The following is an 18,072-nucleotide window of genomic DNA, read 5'->3' on the forward strand; positions in this document are numbered from 1 at the left end:
CACACCCGTTCCCATCCCGAACACGGAAGTTAAGCTCTCCAGCGCCGATGGTAGTTGGGGCCAGCGCCCCTGCAAGAGTAGGACGTTGCTAGGCTATATTTGTGTTTTTACCATCGCTGGAGCAACGAGCGATACATCAATGAATTTGCTACGAGTTGTCCCGACGCATTTAACTTCCTTGAATATGCTAGTAGAGGAAGGGACAGGACGAATAAGCACCTTCGAAAGTGCTACAGCGCACCACTCGAGCTGCTACTTGGTTAAGCTTTCTGAGAGCGGGACGGCCAAAGGAACGTAGAGCATAGTAAATATCCATTTATTTTTTTATCATCGCGGGGTGGAGCAGCCCGGTAGCTCGTCGGGCTCATAACCCGAAGGTCGCAGGTTCAAATCCTGCCCCCGCAACCAAATAAAGGTTCCGTAGTGTAGTGGTTAACATGCCTGCCTGTCACGCAGGAGATCGCGGGTTCGAGTCCCGTCGGAACCGCCATTACAAACGAAACGATGCAGTTTCGTCTTTTTTTGTGTCTTTTTCTACCCCGTTCCCCCTTTATATAAAAGAGAGCATCATCCTTAGGAAAAGATTTCCTAAGGACTTTTTTATATATGGTCTTATCCGAAAAGTAGCAACTACTAGCTATAATATGGTACAATGTCAAACGCAGGCTATCCATCATTACCAATGGTTCACATTTGCTGAGATAGCATGTTGAACAACACAAGTGAACAGGTTTTTATTTGCTGTTGATCGATAAATTCTTCATCTTAATGAGCTAGGTGACTAATCATGAAACGTTATGAACGTATTGTGTGCTCCGTTGAGGAAACGCTGGAGTTTGCCTCTCAATTAGGAGAAAAGCTAAAAGAAAACGATGTTATTGCCTTAGAAGGTGATTTAGGTGCAGGAAAAACAACGTTTACGAAAGGACTTGCCAAAGGGTTAGGGATTAAGCGGACAATTAGCAGTCCGACGTTTACGATTGTGAAAGAGTATAAAGGACGACTTCCGCTTTATCATATGGATGTATATCGTTTAGAGAATACGTTTGAAGATTTAGGGTTTGATGAATATTTTGATGGCGATGGGGTGACCGTCATTGAGTGGGCTCATTTGATTAAGCCGCAACTTCCTGATGAATTATTATGGATTTATCTTTATCATCAAGGAGAATCAGAAAGAAAAATGATTCTGGAGCCGATTGGAAAACGCTATGAACAGTTATGCGAGGAGATTATTGAAAGATGAAAGTATTAGCCATTGATACATCGAATGCTGTGCTGGGAATTGCGTTAGTGGAAGATGGGAACGTCAAAGGAGAAATGATCACAAATATAAAGAAAGACCACTCGACTCGTGCGATGCCCGCCATTCAATCGCTAATGGCGGATTGTTGTATTATGCCTGAGGAACTTGATTTAATTGTGGTGGCAAAGGGACCGGGCTCTTATACAGGAGTGCGGATCGGCGTTACGATTGCTAAGACGCTTGCATGGACGTTAAATATCCCTATTGTTGGTGTGTCTAGCCTTGAAACGTTGGCGGCAAATGGGCGTTATTTTAACGGATTCCTTTCTCCATTATTCGATGCGAGAAGAGGACAAATTTATACTGGATTGTATCGGTATTGCGATGGCCAACTCGAATGTGTTGAAAGCGATCGAATTGTGTTATCAAGAGAATGGGCGCAATACTTGAAAGAAAAAAATGAACGCGTTCTATTTTTAGGGGGAGACATCGCTTTACATAAAGATATACTGGCTAGTGAACTTGGATCGTTTGCCTTCTTTTCGCCTGCTCCGTTGCAATTGCCGCGTCCAAGCGAGTTAGCGTTTCTTGGAATGCAAAAGGAACCAGAGGATGTTTATTCGTTTGTTCCGAATTACGTCCGGCTTGCTGAGGCAGAAGCAAATTGGCTTGCGAAGCAGAAGGAGCAAAGCAGCTATGGAAATTAAGTTTCGTCCGATGACACTCGGTGATATTGATGGCGTATTAGCGATCGAAAAAGCTTCGTTTACGCTTCCTTGGAGCCGGGAAGCATTTTATAATGAACTCGTTCATAATCGGTATGCCCAATATGTTGTGATGGAACACGATGGGCGAATTATTGGTTATTGCGGCATGTGGGTTGTCATCGATGAAGCGCATATTACGAATGTAGCAGTATTGCCGGAATATCGTGGCAAAAAGCTAGGAGAAGCGCTGATGCGGACGATGATGGACACCGCTAAGCAACTAGGGGCGGTGACGATGACGTTAGAAGTTCGTGTTTCGAACTACGTCGCACAGTCATTGTACCGTAAATTAGGATTTTTAAATGGAGGCATTCGAAAGGGATATTATCCGGATAATCAAGAAGATGCTCTTGTAATGTGGGTGAATTTAACATGAAGAAAGATGTGTATGTACTTGGTATTGAAACAAGTTGCGATGAAACAGCAGCGGCTGTTGTGAAAAATGGAAGGGAAGTTATGTCGAATATTGTCGCTTCTCAAATCGAAAGTCATAAGAGATTTGGCGGAGTTGTTCCGGAAGTGGCTTCGCGCCATCATGTGGAACAAATTACGCTCGTTATTGAGGAAGCGATGAACCAAGCGAATCTTTCTTTTTCCGAATTAGATGCGATTGCCGTTACGCAAGGGCCAGGGCTTGTTGGCTCGCTTCTTATCGGTGTTAATGCGGCAAAAGCGTTAGCGTTCGCGCATCAACTTCCATTGGTTGGTGTTCATCATATTGCTGGCCATATTTACGCGAACCGCCTTGTGACCGAAATGAAATTTCCGTTGCTGTCCCTTGTTGTTTCCGGAGGACATACGGAGCTCGTTTACATGAAAGAACATGGAGTGTTTGAGGTCATCGGTGAAACGCGGGATGACGCGGCAGGAGAAGCGTATGATAAAGTGGCACGGGCGTTGCGGCTCCCATATCCAGGAGGGCCGCACATCGATCGGCTGGCGCATGAAGGAAAGGTGACGGTTGATTTGCCGCGTGCTTGGCTGGAAGAAGACTCGTACGATTTTAGTTTCAGCGGACTAAAATCGGCAGTGATTAATGCGTTGCATAACGCTGAACAGCGCGGGGAAACGATCGAAGCAAAAGATATGGCAGCAAGCTTTCAGGCTAGTGTGATCGACGTGTTAGTGACAAAAACGGTAAAAGCAGTGCAAAAATATAGAGTGTGCCAAGTTTTGTTAGCAGGCGGGGTTGCGGCTAATCGAGGCTTAAGGGCTGAGCTAGAGCGGAAGATGGCAGAGCTTGAAGGAATTGAGCTTGTCATTCCTCCTCTTTCTTTATGTACAGATAATGCGGCCATGATTGCAGCGGCTGGGACGGTGTTATTTGAAAAAGGGAAACGAGCTGATATGACCTTAAACGCAGATCCGAGCCTAGAGTTAGAATAAAAAAGAACAATCCTCTTGTTGTCAAGGGGATTGTTCTTTTTTTAAAAAAATTTTTTATTGTGAATATTATTATCCACAACTTGTGAATAATGTGGAAAGTAATGATTTAATCATGAATATCGACATGTTGTTAACCACAATAAATTGTGAATATATTTACCGTCTTTTGTGGATAATGTGGAAAAAATCGTGAATAATTTGATTTTTAAGGAGATTTATGGGTGAAAATCTGTGGATATTTAATCGAAAATAAACCATCCATCGCCATACAAAATCGATGGATGGTTGCTGCTATTATTATAGTGATGTATGAAGAGTTTCCCATTCTTCTATGAGCGCTTCTAGTTTTTCTTTCATCTTTTCATTTTCTTTTGTGAGTTGCTGTACCTTTTGGAAATTTTCGTATATATCAGGTTCGCACAGCTGTTGTTCGATATCTGCAATTTTTTCTTCAAGTTGGCTGATCTCATTTTCAATTTCTTCAATCCGCCGCTTTCGTTGCCGTTCGAGCCTTTTCGCTTCTTTTTCTTGTTCGTATTGTTGCTTTCCAGTGGTGCTTTCTTTGCTATAATGGTTTTGTTTTTCCTCGAGCATGAGGCGTTCGAGTTCCATCATTTCTGTTTTTTTCGCGATGTAATAGTCGTAATCGCCTAAATATTCCGTGATCCCGTCTTTTGTCAATTCATATACTTTCGTTGCAATGCGGTTAATAAAATAGCGATCATGGGAAACGAAAAGGATCGTTCCCGGATAATCGATGAGTGCATTTTCAAGCACTTCTTTACTGTCTAGATCTAAATGGTTGGTCGGTTCGTCCAAAATAAGAAAATTGGCTTTTTGCATCATTAATTTCGCCAACGCCAATCTCACTTTTTCTCCACCGCTTAACGCAGATACAGGTTTTAACACATCATCACCAGAAAATAAAAAGTTTCCTAACACCGTCCGGATTTCTTTTTCTGTTTTTAGTGGGTACTCATCCCACAGCTCATCGAGGACGCGCTTATTGGACGATAAATGAGCTTGGTTTTGGTCGTAATATCCGATTTGGACATTGGATCCGTAGCGGAAATGCCCGTTTTGGGGCGTGAGCTTGCTGGTGATCGCTTTTAATAGCGTCGATTTGCCGATTCCGTTTGGTCCTACTAACGCGATGCTATCGCCTCTTGTAATACGAAAGTTAATATTGCGAACGATCGGTTCTTCAGGAGTGTAGCCAACTGCAACGTTTTCTGCCGTTAATACATCATTTCCGCTTTGCCGCTCAATGTCAAAGGAAAAGGAAGCAGCTTTCTCATCGGCGCTCGGTTTTTCAATCCGCTCGATTTTTTCCAGCTGTTTTCGTCGGCTTTGTGCGCGCTTCGTTGTAGAGGCGCGGGCGATGTTGCGCTGAATAAATGCTGTTAATTTCGCCACTTCTTCTTGTTGCTTTTCATACAGCTTCCATTCGCGTTCCAAGTCTTCTGCCTTTTGTTGCAAATATTTGCTGTAATTTCCGATATATTTTTTGATAGTTGTTCTCGATAATTCGTATACTTGTGTTACGACTTTATCTAGGAAGTAACGATCGTGGGAAACGATGAAAATCGCGCCTGGATATGTTTGTAAATATTGTTCGAGCCATGTTAATGTTTCCATATCTAAATGGTTTGTTGGTTCGTCCAAGATGAGCAAGTCCGGTTTCATTAGCAACATTTTCCCGAGCGCTAAGCGCGTTTTCTGTCCGCCGCTCAAAGATTGAACGAAAGTGTTTTTGTAATCATATTCAGAAAAATGCAGTCCGTGTAAAATGGAACGAATCTCAGCTTCGTATTGATATCCACCTTGCTCTTTAAATTTTTCTTGAAGAGTATCATAATCTTTTAATAATTTTTCATATCGTTTATCGTCAGCAATGGTGTCCGGATCGCCCATTTGCCATTCCATTGCGCGCAATTGTTGTTCCATTGTTTGTAGTGGTGCAAATACGGTCATCATTTCATCCCATATGGACAGCGTCGAATCAAGCCCGCTATCTTGAGCCAAATAGCCGATGGTGACGTCTTTCGGTTTCATGATTTCTCCGCTGTCATACGACATTTCACCGGCAATGATTTTGAGCAGCGTCGATTTTCCCGCTCCATTTCTTCCGACAAGAGCAATTCGGTCTTTTGACTGTATTTCTAGTTTTATATTCGATAAAATAAGGTCAGCACCAAAATATTTGGAAAGTTGACGTACTTGTAAAACAATCATTGTTTTTCACCTCTCGTTTTACTAGTGTATCGCAAATGGTTTTCATTAGGCAATCAAACGAGTAGGAAAAGACAGATGAGAAAAAATAGTGTATAGTTTATAAGTGGAGGAGATTTCATTTGGCATCATTCACACATTTTAACGAACAAGGTCATGCAAAAATGGTCGATATTACAGAAAAGGCTGATACGGTTCGGATTGCAACAGCAAGGACGAGCGTCATTGTGAACAAAGAGATTTATGAGAAAATTAAGAACCGTACAGTGCAAAAGGGGGATGTTCTTGCAGTCGCTCAAGTAGCAGGGATTATGGCGGCTAAAAAAACAGCAGATCTCATTCCGATGTGCCATCCGCTAATGTTAAAGGGAGTGGATATTCAGTTTGACTGGGAGATCAAAGAATCGCATTATCAGTTGATGATTACGGCAACTGTTAAAACAAAAGGAAGTACAGGAGTGGAAATGGAAGCGCTAACGGCTGCGTCCGTCTGTGCTCTGACCGTGTACGATATGTGCAAAGCGTTAGATAAGGGAATCGTGATTGGCCCGACTTATTTGGTAGAAAAAATAGGTGGGAAATCCGGCCATTATCGGCGTGAAGCAAAAGAAGAAAAGTAGATGGTTTAAGCGAATGTGGGGGATTATTCATGAACAATGAACAGACGAAAATTCCACAGGCAACGGCGAAACGACTACCATTGTATTATCGATTCTTGAAAAATTTGCATGCATCTGGAAAGTTGCGAGTATCATCAGCTGAACTGAGCGAAGCAGTCAAAGTAGATTCAGCCACGATTCGCCGTGATTTCTCTTATTTCGGCGCGCTCGGAAAAAAAGGATACGGCTATAATGTCAGCTATTTATTATCTTTTTTCCGAAAAACGCTTGATCAAGATGAAATCACGGAAGTCGTGCTAGTCGGAGTCGGGAATTTAGGAACGGCGTTTTTAAATTATAATTTCACGAAAAATAATAATACGAAAATCGTGATGGCATTTGATGTGGATGAAGCAAAAGTCGGTACGGAAGTGGGCGGAGTGCCTGTTTATCACTTAAATGAACTGGAAGAGCGTCTTCATGAACGGATTACGGTTGCTATTTTAACGGTGCCCGCTCATGTTGCACAGCCTATTACCGATCGTCTTGTTCAAAAAGGGATCAAAGGGATTTTAAACTTCACTCCCGCGCGCTTAAATGTACCAGAAAGCATTCGTGTCCATCATATTGACTTAGCGATCGAATTACAGTCACTCGTGTATTTTTTGAAAAACTACCCATCTGAATAAAAGGGAGTGGAAGATCTATGAAATATTTGCTTATTTTGCTTGTCATTATATTGCTATTTGGGACGAAAAAACTTCCTGAACTTGGCAAATCGCTTGGCCAGTCGTTGAAAGAGTTTAAAAATGCGACAAAAGGGTTAACGGATGAGGATGAAGAAAGCAACAAAAAAGCGTAAAGATCATGGGTAGGATGGTTCGATATGAACGATAAAGAAATGTCCGTATATGAACATCTAGGGGAATTGCGAAAACGGCTTATTATTGTGCTTGTTTTTTTTGGTGTGGCGATGATCGCAAGTTTCTTTTTTGTAGAACCGGTCATCTTATATTTGCAAAAAGCGGATGAAGCAAAAGAATTAACAATGAACGCATTTCGGTTGACGGATCCGATTAAAATTTACATGCAATTTGCGTTTGTGATTGCTCTCATTTTAACAGCGCCTGTTTTGCTTTATCAAATTTGGGCATTTGTCAGCCCTGGTTTGTATGAAAGAGAGAGAAAGGTGACGCTTAGTTATATTCCGTTATCGCTCTTTTTATTTTTCTGTGGCGTCGGTTTTGCGTATTTCGTTTTATTTCCGTTTGTTGTCCGCTTTATGCAAAATTTGGCTTCCGATTTAGGGATCAACCAAGTGATCGGTATTAACGAATATTTTGAGTTTTTATTGCAGCTTGTGTTACCGTTTGGTGTGTTATTTCAATTGCCGGTGATTGTGATGTTTTTAACACGTCTTGGGCTGATTACACCGATGTTGTTATCGAAAGGGAGACGCTATGCGTATTTGCTTCTGTTAATCGTAGCGGCGGTGATTACGCCTCCTGATGTTATGTCGCAATTAATCGTGATGATTCCGCTTTCGATTTTATATGAAATCAGCATTTGGATTTCAAAAATCGCCTATCGGAAAGTACTTTTGGCTGAACAACAAGGGGCTGCCCAAAAATAACGGGTCAGCCCTTATTTATGATCATTATTTTTAATTTTTACGTACAATGCAACTAAACGTAACGACACTCCAAAATCTAAAGTGGCCATCACCATTAACGCAACGGTAGAAAAGTTCCAAATGCTTTCATGTGAGCTTTCAATCGCTAAATAGGTAAATAACGTTCCCATTAGAAAATAGAACAATGCGGTGTGTAACGGTGAAGTTCTCATATTAAAAGCCCCCAAATATAAAATGCATCTTTTCTGCTGCTCTCGTCATTTTTTCGATGTAGTCAGCAAAAACGGTTTGCATGACGACAACGAATGTATTCATCGCCACATGAGCAAAAATCGGCACGAAAATTCGTTTTGTTTTTGCGTAAAGGAAAGCAAATGTAAACCCCATTGCCGAGTACAGGAGAAGATGCTCTAGCTCCATATGAACCGTTGCAAACAATAAGGAGCTGGCTGTCGCAGCGATGAAGAAATTATATTTTTTGTAAAGGGTGCCAAAAATAATTTTGCGAAAAATCAGTTCTTCTAAAATCGGTCCTATAATCGATGTGACGATCACGAGAGAAGGTGTCAGGCGAATGATTTCCACGATTCTTTTTGTATTTTCAGAACCCATTTCAATGCCGAATACCCGCCATTCAATATTGGCGGCGATGCTTTGAGCAAATAAAGCTAAAAAGAATCCGCCAACCGCCCACATCCATGCGACCGTCAATGGAACGACATAGCGATCGTGGCGCTGCTTCATCTCATCTCGCAGCAAAAAGAGAACAAGGAAGAACGTGATCGAAAAACTAATGACTGCCCAGTATCCGGAAGCAATTTCAGCAGCATCAGCAGAGCCGGATCCGACACCGACAGAAAGCAGCAGCGGCACCCCTGCTATACTTGATAACTGCATGATCACATAAGCTACAATGATATACCAGTATTGCCGTTTCAATGAAGATTCCCCTTTGCATAAAAAGTAGTGGCGCTTCTCGTATTGTAGCATATTTTCTCATGAGTGTTGATTATATATGATCACGAGTGTTGATTATCCATTATTTTACTAAAAAACATAGAATCATATGGCTGAACACAAGCTTTTCTGTCACATCCCTCGAACAAGAACGCCGGCGGGCAAATGTCATTTGCCCGCAAAGCGTTCATTGTTCGAGGAGGGCATGCTGTACGCATGCCCAGTCGGCAAACGGTACGTCTGCCGACAACGGCAGAAAAGCTAGGAATAGAGCGATGTCAACTGGTTTTTATTGGTTAATCAACATGCCTAATATATGATTTTAATGTGATGAGGAACAGCATAGCGATAAGCTGGTATAGCCAGTTGAAACGGAGAATGAACGGGGCTTTTTGTTGGCAGAAAATCGATGGATTAATTGGAATTGGTTATAGATGAAATGATAAAAAATGATTTAGATTTGCAGGAATGTGGCATACTTAAAAGGGATATATAAAATCATACAATTTTTTTGCATTTCCCACTTGCAAAAAAACGAGAAGTTCATTAATATTATAAGTGTGTTAGCACTCAACTTAAATGAGTGCTAATAAGTACGGTAAAAAATATTGTTGAGGAGGTTGTTTTCCGTGTTAAAGCCATTAGGTGATCGCATTGTCATTGAGCTAATTCAGACAGAAGAAAAAACTGCAAGCGGTATCGTGTTGCCAGACACAGCGAAAGAAAAGCCGCAAGAAGGAAAAGTAGTAGCAGTCGGTACAGGTCGTGTGCTTGACAGCGGTGAGCGCATAGCTCCAGAAGTAGCGGTAGGCGATCGCATTATCTTCTCAAAATATGCAGGTACAGAAGTAAAATACGAAGGCAAAGAATACTTAATCTTACGTGAAAGCGATATTTTAGCTGTGATTGGTTAATCGTTCAATACGGCTTCTTATAACATAGATACACAAAAAAATACTTACACATTACGTTGTTGGAGGAGGTAATGGTTCATGGCAAAAGAAATTAAATTCAGCGAAGAAGCTCGTCGTGCGATGCTACGCGGTGTGGATAAATTAGCTGATGCAGTAAAAGTTACGTTAGGTCCTAAAGGCCGCAACGTTGTATTAGAGAAAAAATTCGGTTCTCCGTTAATTACAAATGACGGGGTAACGATCGCAAAAGAAATCGAATTAGAAGATCCGTTTGAAAACATGGGAGCAAAGCTTGTTGCGGAAGTAGCAAGCAAAACAAATGACGTTGCTGGTGACGGTACAACAACGGCAACTGTATTAGCTCAAGCGATGATCCGTGAAGGCTTGAAAAACGTAACAGCTGGTGCGAACCCAATGGGCATCCGCAAAGGTATCGAAAAAGCGGTCACTGTTGCGGTGGAAGAATTGAAAGCAATCTCTAAACCAATCCAAGGCAAAGAGTCGATTGCACAAGTAGCAGCGATTTCTGCGGCTGACGAAGAAGTTGGTCGATTAATCGCAGAAGCAATGGAACGCGTAGGTAACGATGGCGTTATCACATTAGAAGAGTCTAAAGGCTTCACAACAGAGTTAGATGTTGTAGAAGGTATGCAATTTGACCGTGGTTACGCTTCTCCATACATGATCACTGACACTGAAAAAATGGAAGCAGTGCTTGAAAATCCGTACATTTTAATTACTGATAAGAAAATTTCAAGCATCCAAGACATCTTGCCTGTATTAGAGCAAGTAGTTCAACACGGCAGACCATTATTAATCATCGCTGAGGATGTAGAAGGCGAAGCGCTTGCAACATTAGTTGTCAACAAACTTCGCGGCACATTCACAGCGGTAGCGGTTAAAGCGCCTGGCTTCGGTGACCGCCGCAAAGCTATGTTAGAGGACATCGCGATTTTAACGGGCGGTGAAGTGATTACAGAAGAGCTAGGTCGCGAATTGAAATCGGCAACAATCGCGTCGCTCGGTCGCGCGGCAAAAGTTGTTGTAACAAAAGAACATACAACAATCGTCGAAGGTGCAGGCGCATCTGAAAACATTAAAGCCCGCATCAACCAAATTCGTGCTCAATTAGAAGAAACAACTTCTGAATTTGACCGTGAAAAATTACAAGAGCGCTTAGCAAAATTAGCTGGCGGTGTTGCGGTCATTAAAGTTGGTGCAGCTACTGAAACAGAATTAAAAGAGCGTAAATTGCGCATTGAAGACGCGTTGAACTCTACACGCGCAGCTGTGGAAGAAGGTATCGTAGCTGGCGGTGGTACAGCGTTAATGAACGTCTATAACAAAGTGGCTGCCATCGAAGCAGAAGGCGATGAAGCAACAGGTGTGAAAATCGTTCTTCGCGCAATTGAAGAGCCAGTTCGTCAAATTGCGCAAAATGCTGGTTTAGAAGGCTCTGTGATCGTGGAGCGCTTGAAAAACGAAAAACCTGGTATCGGCTTCAATGCTGCAACTGGCGAATGGGTAGACATGATCGAAGTAGGCATCGTTGACCCGACAAAAGTAACTCGTTCTGCGCTTCAAAACGCAGCATCTGTTGCGGCGATGTTCTTAACAACGGAAGCAGTAGTTGCTGACAAACCAGAAGAAAACAAAGGTGGCGCACCAGGCATGCCTGACATGGGCGGCATGATGTAATGAATGACGAAGAACCTAGATTCCGTTTGGAGTCTAGGTTCTTTTTATTTTAAAAAGGATTTTTGCCGTTTAATGTAGAATATGAAAATAATGGAACAATGTAAAGAGGAGTTTGAAGATGGAAAAGGAAATGTTACAGCCGCAAGTAGCGAATATTGTACAAAATATTGAAAAAGTGATCATTGGAAAACGAGAGGTTACGACGTTAAGCATTGTCGCATTGTTGGCAGGAGGGCATGTGTTATTGGAAGATGTTCCGGGCGTTGGGAAAACGATGCTCGTTAAGGCGTTGGCGAAGTCGGTAAGCGCCCAGTTCAGACGTATTCAGTTTACTCCCGATTTGCTTCCGAGCGATGTAACGGGCGTGTCGATTTATAATCCGAAAGAAGGACAGTTTGAATATAAAGCCGGTCCGATTATGGGGCATATTATTTTAGCGGATGAAATTAACCGCACATCGCCGAAAACACAGTCCGCTTTGTTGGAGGCGATGGAAGAAGGGAATATTACGGTTGATGGCATCACGAGGCCATTGCCGCGCCCGTTTTTTGTTATGGCGACGCAAAACCCGATTGAATATGAAGGGACGTATCCGTTGCCGGAAGCGCAGTTAGACCGGTTTTTGCTTAAAATGAAAATGGGCTATCCGTCGCTGTTAGAAGAAATCGATATATTAAATCGTGTCGAAAGGAAAGCGCCAATTGACGACCTGCAGCCGGTCATTGCAGTGGAAGAATTGCTTTTATTGCAGAAAAACGTAAAAGAAGTATATGTCGGTGAACCGATTAAACGATACATTGTCGAAATTGTGCAACGTACTCGTTCACACGCTTCGATTTATTTAGGAGTAAGTCCACGCGGTTCGGTTGCGTTAATGAAAGCGGCGCAAGCATATGCGTTCATGTATAGCCGTGATTTTGTCATTCCGGACGATGTGCAATTTTTAGCACCATATGTACTTTCACATCGGATGATATTAAAGACGGATGCGAAATTTGACGGGCTTTCCGCTGAAGAGGTTGTCGCCCAAATCATTTCATGGACGCCGGTACCGGTTCAAAGGTAGTGAGAGCGAAGATGAAAAAACAAATACAATTTGTTTGTCAAGTGGGGACGGTCATCGGGTTATTAGGTGTACTTTTTTCTTATGCGATGTTTCAAGGCGGTTTTGTCAGCTGGTTTTTATTTTATAGCTTTCTTCCGTTCGGATTATATTCATTAGCTATTGTCATATATCCTCTTCGTCTTACGCAGGTGGAGCGAATATTCGCTTCTCATGTCTATCATGCAGGCGATACGCTTGTCGTTACTGTTCAAATTCAAGTGCCGATTTTCTTTCCGTTTATATATATGGTCGTGGAAGAAAAATGGCCGCCATTGCTGCAACAAAAACAACGGAATCAAGCGGTGCTGTTGCCGTTTTGGCGTAAAACATATTCATGCACATACGAAATATGCGATTTGCCGCGTGGGGAGCACACTTTTTCCGCAATTCGTGTAAAAATGACAGATTGGCTAGGTCTTGTTTCAAAAGAAGCGTCATTTCCAGTTGAAGATACGATCGTTATCTATCCGCGCTATGTCGCAATGAAGTACCGAAAAATAGGACAGCAGCTTGATGAAGGCGGTGTAGGCTCGCCCATTCTGCTTCATCGCGATATGGCGATGGCGGTCGGGGTTCGGGAATACGTGCAGGGAGATCGCTTTTCTTGGATTCATTGGAAAGCATCGGCGCGGAAAAATGAACTGATGACAAAAGATTTTGAAGAAAGGAAGAGCGATGATATAATCGTCGTTCTTGACCGTACCCCAACCCCATTATTTGAGGAGATGGTCACGTTTACCGCTTCTTTCGTTCGTGCAGCGATCAAAAAGGGCGTGCAAACGGGATTGATTTCGGTCGGAAGCGATCGTTCCGTTTTTCCGGCGCGAAACGGGGAAGCACATGTACAGCAATTGTTTTATCATTTAGCGAAAACGTCGTGTGATAGTGTTCAGCCATTTGCGCGCATCATTCAGCAAGAAATAACACAATGTCCGCTATCGATTTCCGTAAATTATGTCACTTCACGGCTTACGAAAGAAACAGCTACCGTCCTCTGTGATTTAGCAGCAAAAAACCGCCGCGGTACGGTCTTTTTGATAAAACAAGAACAACACGACATGACGAACGAAGAACGAGAAATGGTCGAGCAACTGCGCAAAAAAGGAGTGGTTACGATCATCACGACACCGAAACAGTTTGCAAACGCCTTATTTGGAGGTGGAGAGTAAACCGTGAACAACACGAAAAAAGAGCGAATTTACTCATTCGTTTTGTCGATCGTTGCGTTTTGGCTTTTATGGGAATGGTTAGTGCCGCTAAAAACGGTCTCGGACACGAAAAACGTGGATGTATTTATCGGGTTTGTTGCATTTTGTTTATTGCTTTCGTTTTGGCGTCTGCCGCGTTGGCTAGCTGCTAGCTTCAAGTTGTTCTATATTTTTTATGCATTAAACGCGTTATTTTTCCATGTCCCGTTTTTGTCGTTTCGCTGGCTGCCGCTATTAGTGCAAGACGTCGTTGCGCACATGACAATCATTCGACATTTTCGCTGGCTCGAAATGACGAACGTGTTTCGTAGCCTGCTCTTTTTTCTACTGCTATGGATGATGGTGTATTTAGTGCGATATTGGCTATTGATCCGTCGGAGAATTTGGCTGTTTTATGCGATGACGCTCACATATATAGCAGTGCTAGATACGTTTACGGCTTTTTACGGAAACGGGGCGATTGTTCGGCTAGTGGGAGTGGGTTTTTTCTTGATAAGCTGGCTTCACTATGAGCGATTGCAAGAAACGAAAACATATCCAAAATGGCTTCTTCTATGCATGGGCGGCATCGGCATTTCTTTGCTGATGGGCTATATCGGGCCGAAGCCTGCCCCGCAATGGCCTGACCCGGTCGCGTTTATGAAAAGCTATGCGAAAGAGCCCCAACAGGAAACGGACAATCCTGCTGTCAAAAAAATCGGCTACGGAAGCAACGATTCACGGTTAGGCGGACCGTTTATTGCGGATGATACGGTTGTTTTTACGGCCATTGACGAACAGCGCCATTACTGGAGAGTCGAAACAAAAGATGTGTACACCGGAAAAGGATGGGAAGTCCGTGATACCGTGCAAATCGAAACGTTTGACAACGGAAATGTAACCCATTCATGGTGGGACAACCGTGTCAAAAAAACCATATCGACAGCGCACGTACAAATGGCACAGGCCCGTACTTATCTAGTCTATCCGGAAGGGATCAAAACAATAAGCGCCCCGCAAAATGTTATCTTTCGCATGCAGTCGGCCAATGAAAAAATTTATTCGACCGATCGCGAATCGTACATTCAGCCTTTACAAGAATATGTGCTGACATATGAGTATCCGACATTTTCCGTTGAGCAATTGAAAGCGGCACCGGCTGTGGAAGATCGCTCGTTATTGCAACAATATACGCAGCTTCCGGACACGTTGCCGCCAAGAGTGCGGGAGCTGGCGGAAGCCATTACAAAGGAAAAAACGACGCAATATGAAAAAACGAAAGCAATCGAGCAATATTTTCGTTTCAGCGGATTTGTATACGAAACGAAAGAAGTAGCAGTACCGGGGAAAAACGACGATTATGTCGATCAGTTTTTATTTGAAACGAAAAAAGGGTATTGCGATAACTTTTCAACGTCGATGGTTGTTATGCTTCGTTCCATCGGGATTCCTTCCCGTTGGGTGAAAGGATATACGTCAGGTCAATTGACCGATGAAACGAAAGATGGCAAAAAGATTTACACAATTACGAACAACAATGCTCATTCATGGGTTGAAGTGTATTTTTCGGGAATCGGCTGGGTTCCGTTTGAGCCAACGCAAGGCTTTAGCAACCCGTATGAATTTACTACTGAAACGATATCTGAAGTGACACCAATCCCTGCACAAAAACAAACACAACCTGTGCAACAGCGGATCAAACTGAACGATGTGTTGCAGCAGGAACGTGCATTATCATCGAACCAAAAAGGAAAATTCACTGCTTCTATACTCACTTGGAAAAAAATAGTAGTGTTTATCGTTTTTTGCGTCATTACTGTTTGTCTATTATATCAAACTAGAAGAAAATGGTGGCCGTATATAACGTTGTTTTGGTTTAAATATAGACACGGAAATAGTGTGTTTATCAAAGCTTACGTTTCATTATTGCGCCATTTGCGCGATTACGGATTAAAACGAAAGCAAGGGCAAACGTTAAGGCAATATGCCGCCTGCGTCGACGAAGCATTTGGGACGGACGAGATGAGCCGGCTGACGCTTCTATATGAACGGGCGATTTATAAAAACGACACGGTAGACAATCAATGGGAAGAAATGAAAGAATTATGGGAAAATTTAATAAAAAAGACAGTGTCTTGACCGCCATCCGCAAGAGTTGGTAGAATGGACTAAAATTTAAGACGATGTCCGAAACCTTCGTATATCCTCGATAATATGGTTCGAGAGTCTCTACCGGGTCGCCGTAAATGACCCGACTACGAAGGCAGACTATTCTATTTTGCTAGAATTCTGCCTTCGTTTTTTGTTGGAAAGGTATGAATTCTAGCTTTTATTATTCCATTCGGGGTGATGTTTGTGACACAAAACCAAGAAATGATCGTCGTGCTTGATTTCGGAAGCCAGTACAATCAGCTCATTACTCGCCGCATTCGCGAGTTCGGCGTCTACAGCGAACTCCATCCGCATACGATTACCGCTCAGGACATTCAGGTGATGAATGCGAAAGGAATCATTTTTTCCGGCGGGCCGAACAGCGTATACGATGACAATGCGTTTACGTGCGACCCGGCCATTTTTGAATTGGGTTTGCCGATTTTAGGCATTTGTTACGGAATGCAGTTAATGACTCACCATCTAGGCGGAAAAGTTGAAAAAGCGACACATCGGGAGTATGGAAAGGCGACCATTCAAGTCCAACGTGCTTCCAAGTTGTTCGGGAATTTACCGTCTGAGCAAGTTGTTTGGATGAGCCATGGCGATTTAGTAACGGAAACGCCAGCAGGCTTTACAATCGATGCGACAAGCCCGTCGTGTCCGATTGCTGCGATGAGTGATGAAGCAAGAAAGTTTTACGCTGTGCAGTTCCATCCGGAAGTGCGCCATTCTGTTTATGGGAATGATTTGCTGAAGCAGTTTGTGTTTGATGTGTGCCAATGTAAAGGCGACTGGACGATGGGAAGCTTTATCGACAATGAAATTCGCAAAATTCGCGATCTTGTCGGCGATAAAAAAGTACTTTGCGCATTAAGCGGCGGCGTCGATTCTTCCGTTGCGGCGGTGCTTGTGCATCGGGCGATCGGCGATCAATTGACGTGCATTTTTGTCGATCACGGCCTGCTTCGCAAAGGGGAAGCGGAAAGTGTCATGAAGACGTTCCGCGAAGGATTTCATATGAATGTGATTAAAGTGGATGCGAAGGCCCGTTTCTTAAGCAAATTAAAAGGCGTTTCCGATCCGGAACAAAAGCGGAAAATTATTGGCAACGAATTTATTTACGTGTTTGACGACGAAGCAGCGAAGCTAGAAGGAATTGAGTTTTTAGTGCAAGGCACACTTTACACTGATATTATTGAAAGTGGAACAGCGACCGCGCAAACGATTAAATCCCACCATAACGTCGGTGGCTTGCCGGAAGATATGAAATTTAAACTTATCGAACCACTCAACACGCTCTTTAAAGATGAAGTGCGTGCACTCGGAACGGAGTTAGGAATTCCGGATGAAATCGTATGGCGCCAGCCGTTTCCGGGGCCTGGCTTAGGCATTCGCGTGCTCGGCGAAGTAACGGAAGAAAAACTAGAAATCGTTCGCGAATCGGATGCGATTTTACGGGAAGAAATTAAAAAAGCGGGGCTTGACCGTGATATTTGGCAGTACTTCACCGTCCTTCCTGACATCCGAAGCGTTGGGGTCATGGGTGATGCGCGCACGTATGATTATACGGTCGGCATTCGCGCCGTGACATCGATTGACGGCATGACGGCGGACTGGGCGCGCATTCCGTGGGACGTATTAGAAGCGATTTCGACACGCATTGTAAACGAAGTGCCGCATGTCAACCGCGTCGTATACGACATTACAAGCAAACCGCCGGCAACGATTGAATGGGAATAAACACGAACGAAAACGAACATTTTATAAAAAATGTTCGTTTTTTGTATTGACGATAACGATGCCGGTTGATAAAATGTAAAAGGAAAAAACGAAGATTGTCAAAATACGTCGTATAATCTCGGGAATAGGGCCTGAGAGTTTCTACCAAGCTACCGCAAATAGCTTGACTACGGGGTATAATGAAGTCGAAAGCGCCTTTGTCTTTTTATGCATGCTTAAGACGAGGGTCTTTCTTTTGTTCATTATCCTTGTAGTCAACGCTTCTGGTAGCTTACTAGAAGCGTTTTACTATTTTTAAGGGGGACAAAGAAGTGAGAAAGTATTTCCAATTTGATGAACTCGGCACAAATTATCGGACCGAAATGATTGCCGGGTTAACGACGTTCTTATCAATGGCTTATATTTTATTCGTCAACCCGTTCACACTTTCATTAGGAGCGGTGAAAGATTTTCC

The 18,072-nt window shown here is 43.1% G+C and carries 17 protein-coding genes, 2 tRNA genes, 1 rRNA gene, 1 pseudogene and 2 riboswitches; of the genes and pseudogenes, 18 read left to right on the forward strand and 3 right to left on the reverse strand.

All coding sequences use genetic code 11. The annotated features are described in order from the left end of the window. From rrf to tsaD, 7 genes are all read left to right on the forward strand, one after another. Positions 1-94: ribosomal RNA gene (gene rrf, locus HNQ34_RS16745) — 5S ribosomal RNA — on the forward strand; the annotation flags it as partial. Between the two features lie 237 nt (positions 95-331). Further along, a tRNA-Met gene (locus HNQ34_RS16750) sits at positions 332-408 on the forward strand. 6 nt (positions 409-414) lie between these two features. After that, positions 415-490: transfer RNA gene (locus HNQ34_RS16755), tRNA-Asp, on the forward strand. A gap of 297 nt (positions 491-787) precedes the next feature. Next, complete coding sequence (gene tsaE, locus HNQ34_RS16760) at positions 788-1,246, forward strand: tRNA (adenosine(37)-N6)-threonylcarbamoyltransferase complex ATPase subunit type 1 TsaE (protein WP_183256466.1); 459 nt, start codon at positions 788-790, stop codon at positions 1,244-1,246. Next, positions 1,243-1,953, forward strand: a complete 711-nt coding sequence (gene tsaB, locus HNQ34_RS16765; protein ID WP_183256467.1) for a tRNA (adenosine(37)-N6)-threonylcarbamoyltransferase complex dimerization subunit type 1 TsaB — start codon at positions 1,243-1,245, stop codon at positions 1,951-1,953. Before tsaE ends, tsaB begins: the two co-directional genes overlap by 4 nt. After that, the gene (rimI, locus tag HNQ34_RS16770) at positions 1,943-2,389 is read left to right on the forward strand and encodes a ribosomal protein S18-alanine N-acetyltransferase (protein ID WP_183256468.1); all 447 of its coding nucleotides are present in this window, start codon (positions 1,943-1,945) and stop codon (positions 2,387-2,389) included. The genes tsaB and rimI overlap by 11 nt, the downstream gene beginning before the upstream one ends. Continuing rightward, positions 2,386-3,399, forward strand: coding sequence for a tRNA (adenosine(37)-N6)-threonylcarbamoyltransferase complex transferase subunit TsaD (gene tsaD, locus HNQ34_RS16775; RefSeq protein WP_183256469.1), 1,014 nt, complete (start codon positions 2,386-2,388; stop codon positions 3,397-3,399). The genes rimI and tsaD overlap by 4 nt, the downstream gene beginning before the upstream one ends. 297 nt (positions 3,400-3,696) lie before the next feature. Here the strand turns inward: tsaD and HNQ34_RS16780 are convergent, their stop codons facing one another. Beyond that, entirely contained in the window at positions 3,697-5,634 is a 1,938-nt protein-coding gene (locus HNQ34_RS16780) for an ABC-F family ATP-binding cassette domain-containing protein (protein ID WP_183256470.1), read from the reverse strand. A 119-nt stretch (positions 5,635-5,753) separates the two neighbouring features. Here HNQ34_RS16780 and moaC point away from each other — a divergent pair, with 119 nt between their 5' ends. The 4 genes from moaC to tatC are packed head-to-tail and all read left to right on the forward strand — an operon-like array spanning position 5,754 to position 7,863. Then, positions 5,754-6,251: a cyclic pyranopterin monophosphate synthase MoaC gene (moaC, locus tag HNQ34_RS16785; protein WP_183256471.1), complete on the forward strand. Its 498-nt coding sequence runs from the start codon at positions 5,754-5,756 to the stop codon at positions 6,249-6,251. Positions 6,252-6,280: 29 nt separating this feature from the next. Further along, positions 6,281-6,919, forward strand: a complete 639-nt coding sequence (locus HNQ34_RS16790; protein ID WP_183256472.1) for a redox-sensing transcriptional repressor Rex — start codon at positions 6,281-6,283, stop codon at positions 6,917-6,919. 17 nt (positions 6,920-6,936) lie between these two features. After that, on the forward strand, positions 6,937-7,092 hold the full coding sequence (gene tatA, locus HNQ34_RS16795; protein WP_183256473.1) for a twin-arginine translocase TatA/TatE family subunit: 156 nt from the start codon (positions 6,937-6,939) through the stop codon (positions 7,090-7,092). Positions 7,093-7,116: 24 nt separating this feature from the next. Further along, complete coding sequence (gene tatC / locus HNQ34_RS16800) at positions 7,117-7,863, forward strand: twin-arginine translocase subunit TatC (protein ID WP_183256474.1); 747 nt, start codon at positions 7,117-7,119, stop codon at positions 7,861-7,863. 11 nt (positions 7,864-7,874) lie between these two features. Here tatC and HNQ34_RS16805 read toward each other — a convergent pair whose 3' ends face one another. Next, entirely contained in the window at positions 7,875-8,075 is a 201-nt protein-coding gene (locus HNQ34_RS16805) for a YdiK family protein (protein WP_183256475.1), read from the reverse strand. Position 8,076: 1 nt separating this feature from the next. After that, positions 8,077-8,802, reverse strand: a complete 726-nt coding sequence (locus HNQ34_RS16810; RefSeq protein WP_183256476.1) for a CPBP family intramembrane glutamic endopeptidase — start codon at positions 8,800-8,802, stop codon at positions 8,077-8,079. 647 nt (positions 8,803-9,449) lie between these two features. Here HNQ34_RS16810 and groES point away from each other — a divergent pair. The 7 genes and pseudogenes from groES to HNQ34_RS17655 all read left to right on the forward strand — a co-directional run. After that, entirely contained in the window at positions 9,450-9,734 is a 285-nt protein-coding gene (gene groES / locus HNQ34_RS16815) for a co-chaperone GroES (RefSeq protein ID WP_183256477.1), read from the forward strand. Between the two features lie 78 nt (positions 9,735-9,812). Then, positions 9,813-11,432 (forward strand): chaperonin GroEL, encoded by a 1,620-nt coding sequence (gene groL / locus HNQ34_RS16820; RefSeq protein ID WP_183256478.1) that lies wholly within the window; start codon positions 9,813-9,815, stop codon positions 11,430-11,432. A gap of 118 nt (positions 11,433-11,550) precedes the next feature. Then, positions 11,551-12,498, forward strand: coding sequence for an AAA family ATPase (locus HNQ34_RS16825; protein ID WP_183256479.1), 948 nt, complete (start codon positions 11,551-11,553; stop codon positions 12,496-12,498). Positions 12,499-12,509: 11 nt separating this feature from the next. Further along, on the forward strand, positions 12,510-13,706 hold the full coding sequence (locus HNQ34_RS16830; protein WP_221277481.1) for a DUF58 domain-containing protein: 1,197 nt from the start codon (positions 12,510-12,512) through the stop codon (positions 13,704-13,706). Positions 13,707-13,709: 3 nt separating this feature from the next. Beyond that, the gene (locus HNQ34_RS16835) at positions 13,710-15,863 is read left to right on the forward strand and encodes a transglutaminase TgpA family protein (RefSeq protein ID WP_183256480.1); all 2,154 of its coding nucleotides are present in this window, start codon (positions 13,710-13,712) and stop codon (positions 15,861-15,863) included. Between the two features lie 37 nt (positions 15,864-15,900). Beyond that, positions 15,901-16,002, forward strand: a riboswitch (purine riboswitch). A gap of 71 nt (positions 16,003-16,073) precedes the next feature. Continuing rightward, the gene (guaA, locus tag HNQ34_RS16840) at positions 16,074-17,618 is read left to right on the forward strand and encodes a glutamine-hydrolyzing GMP synthase (RefSeq protein WP_183256481.1); all 1,545 of its coding nucleotides are present in this window, start codon (positions 16,074-16,076) and stop codon (positions 17,616-17,618) included. An 88-nt stretch (positions 17,619-17,706) separates the two neighbouring features. Then, a riboswitch (purine riboswitch) is annotated at positions 17,707-17,808 on the forward strand. Positions 17,809-17,929: 121 nt separating this feature from the next. Further along, positions 17,930-18,072, forward strand: a pseudogene (locus tag HNQ34_RS17655) (NCS2 family permease); the annotation flags it as partial.

It is taken from the genome of Anoxybacteroides tepidamans (assembly GCF_014201465.1).
Lineage (GTDB): Bacteria > Bacillota > Bacilli > Bacillales > Anoxybacillaceae > Anoxybacteroides > Anoxybacteroides tepidamans.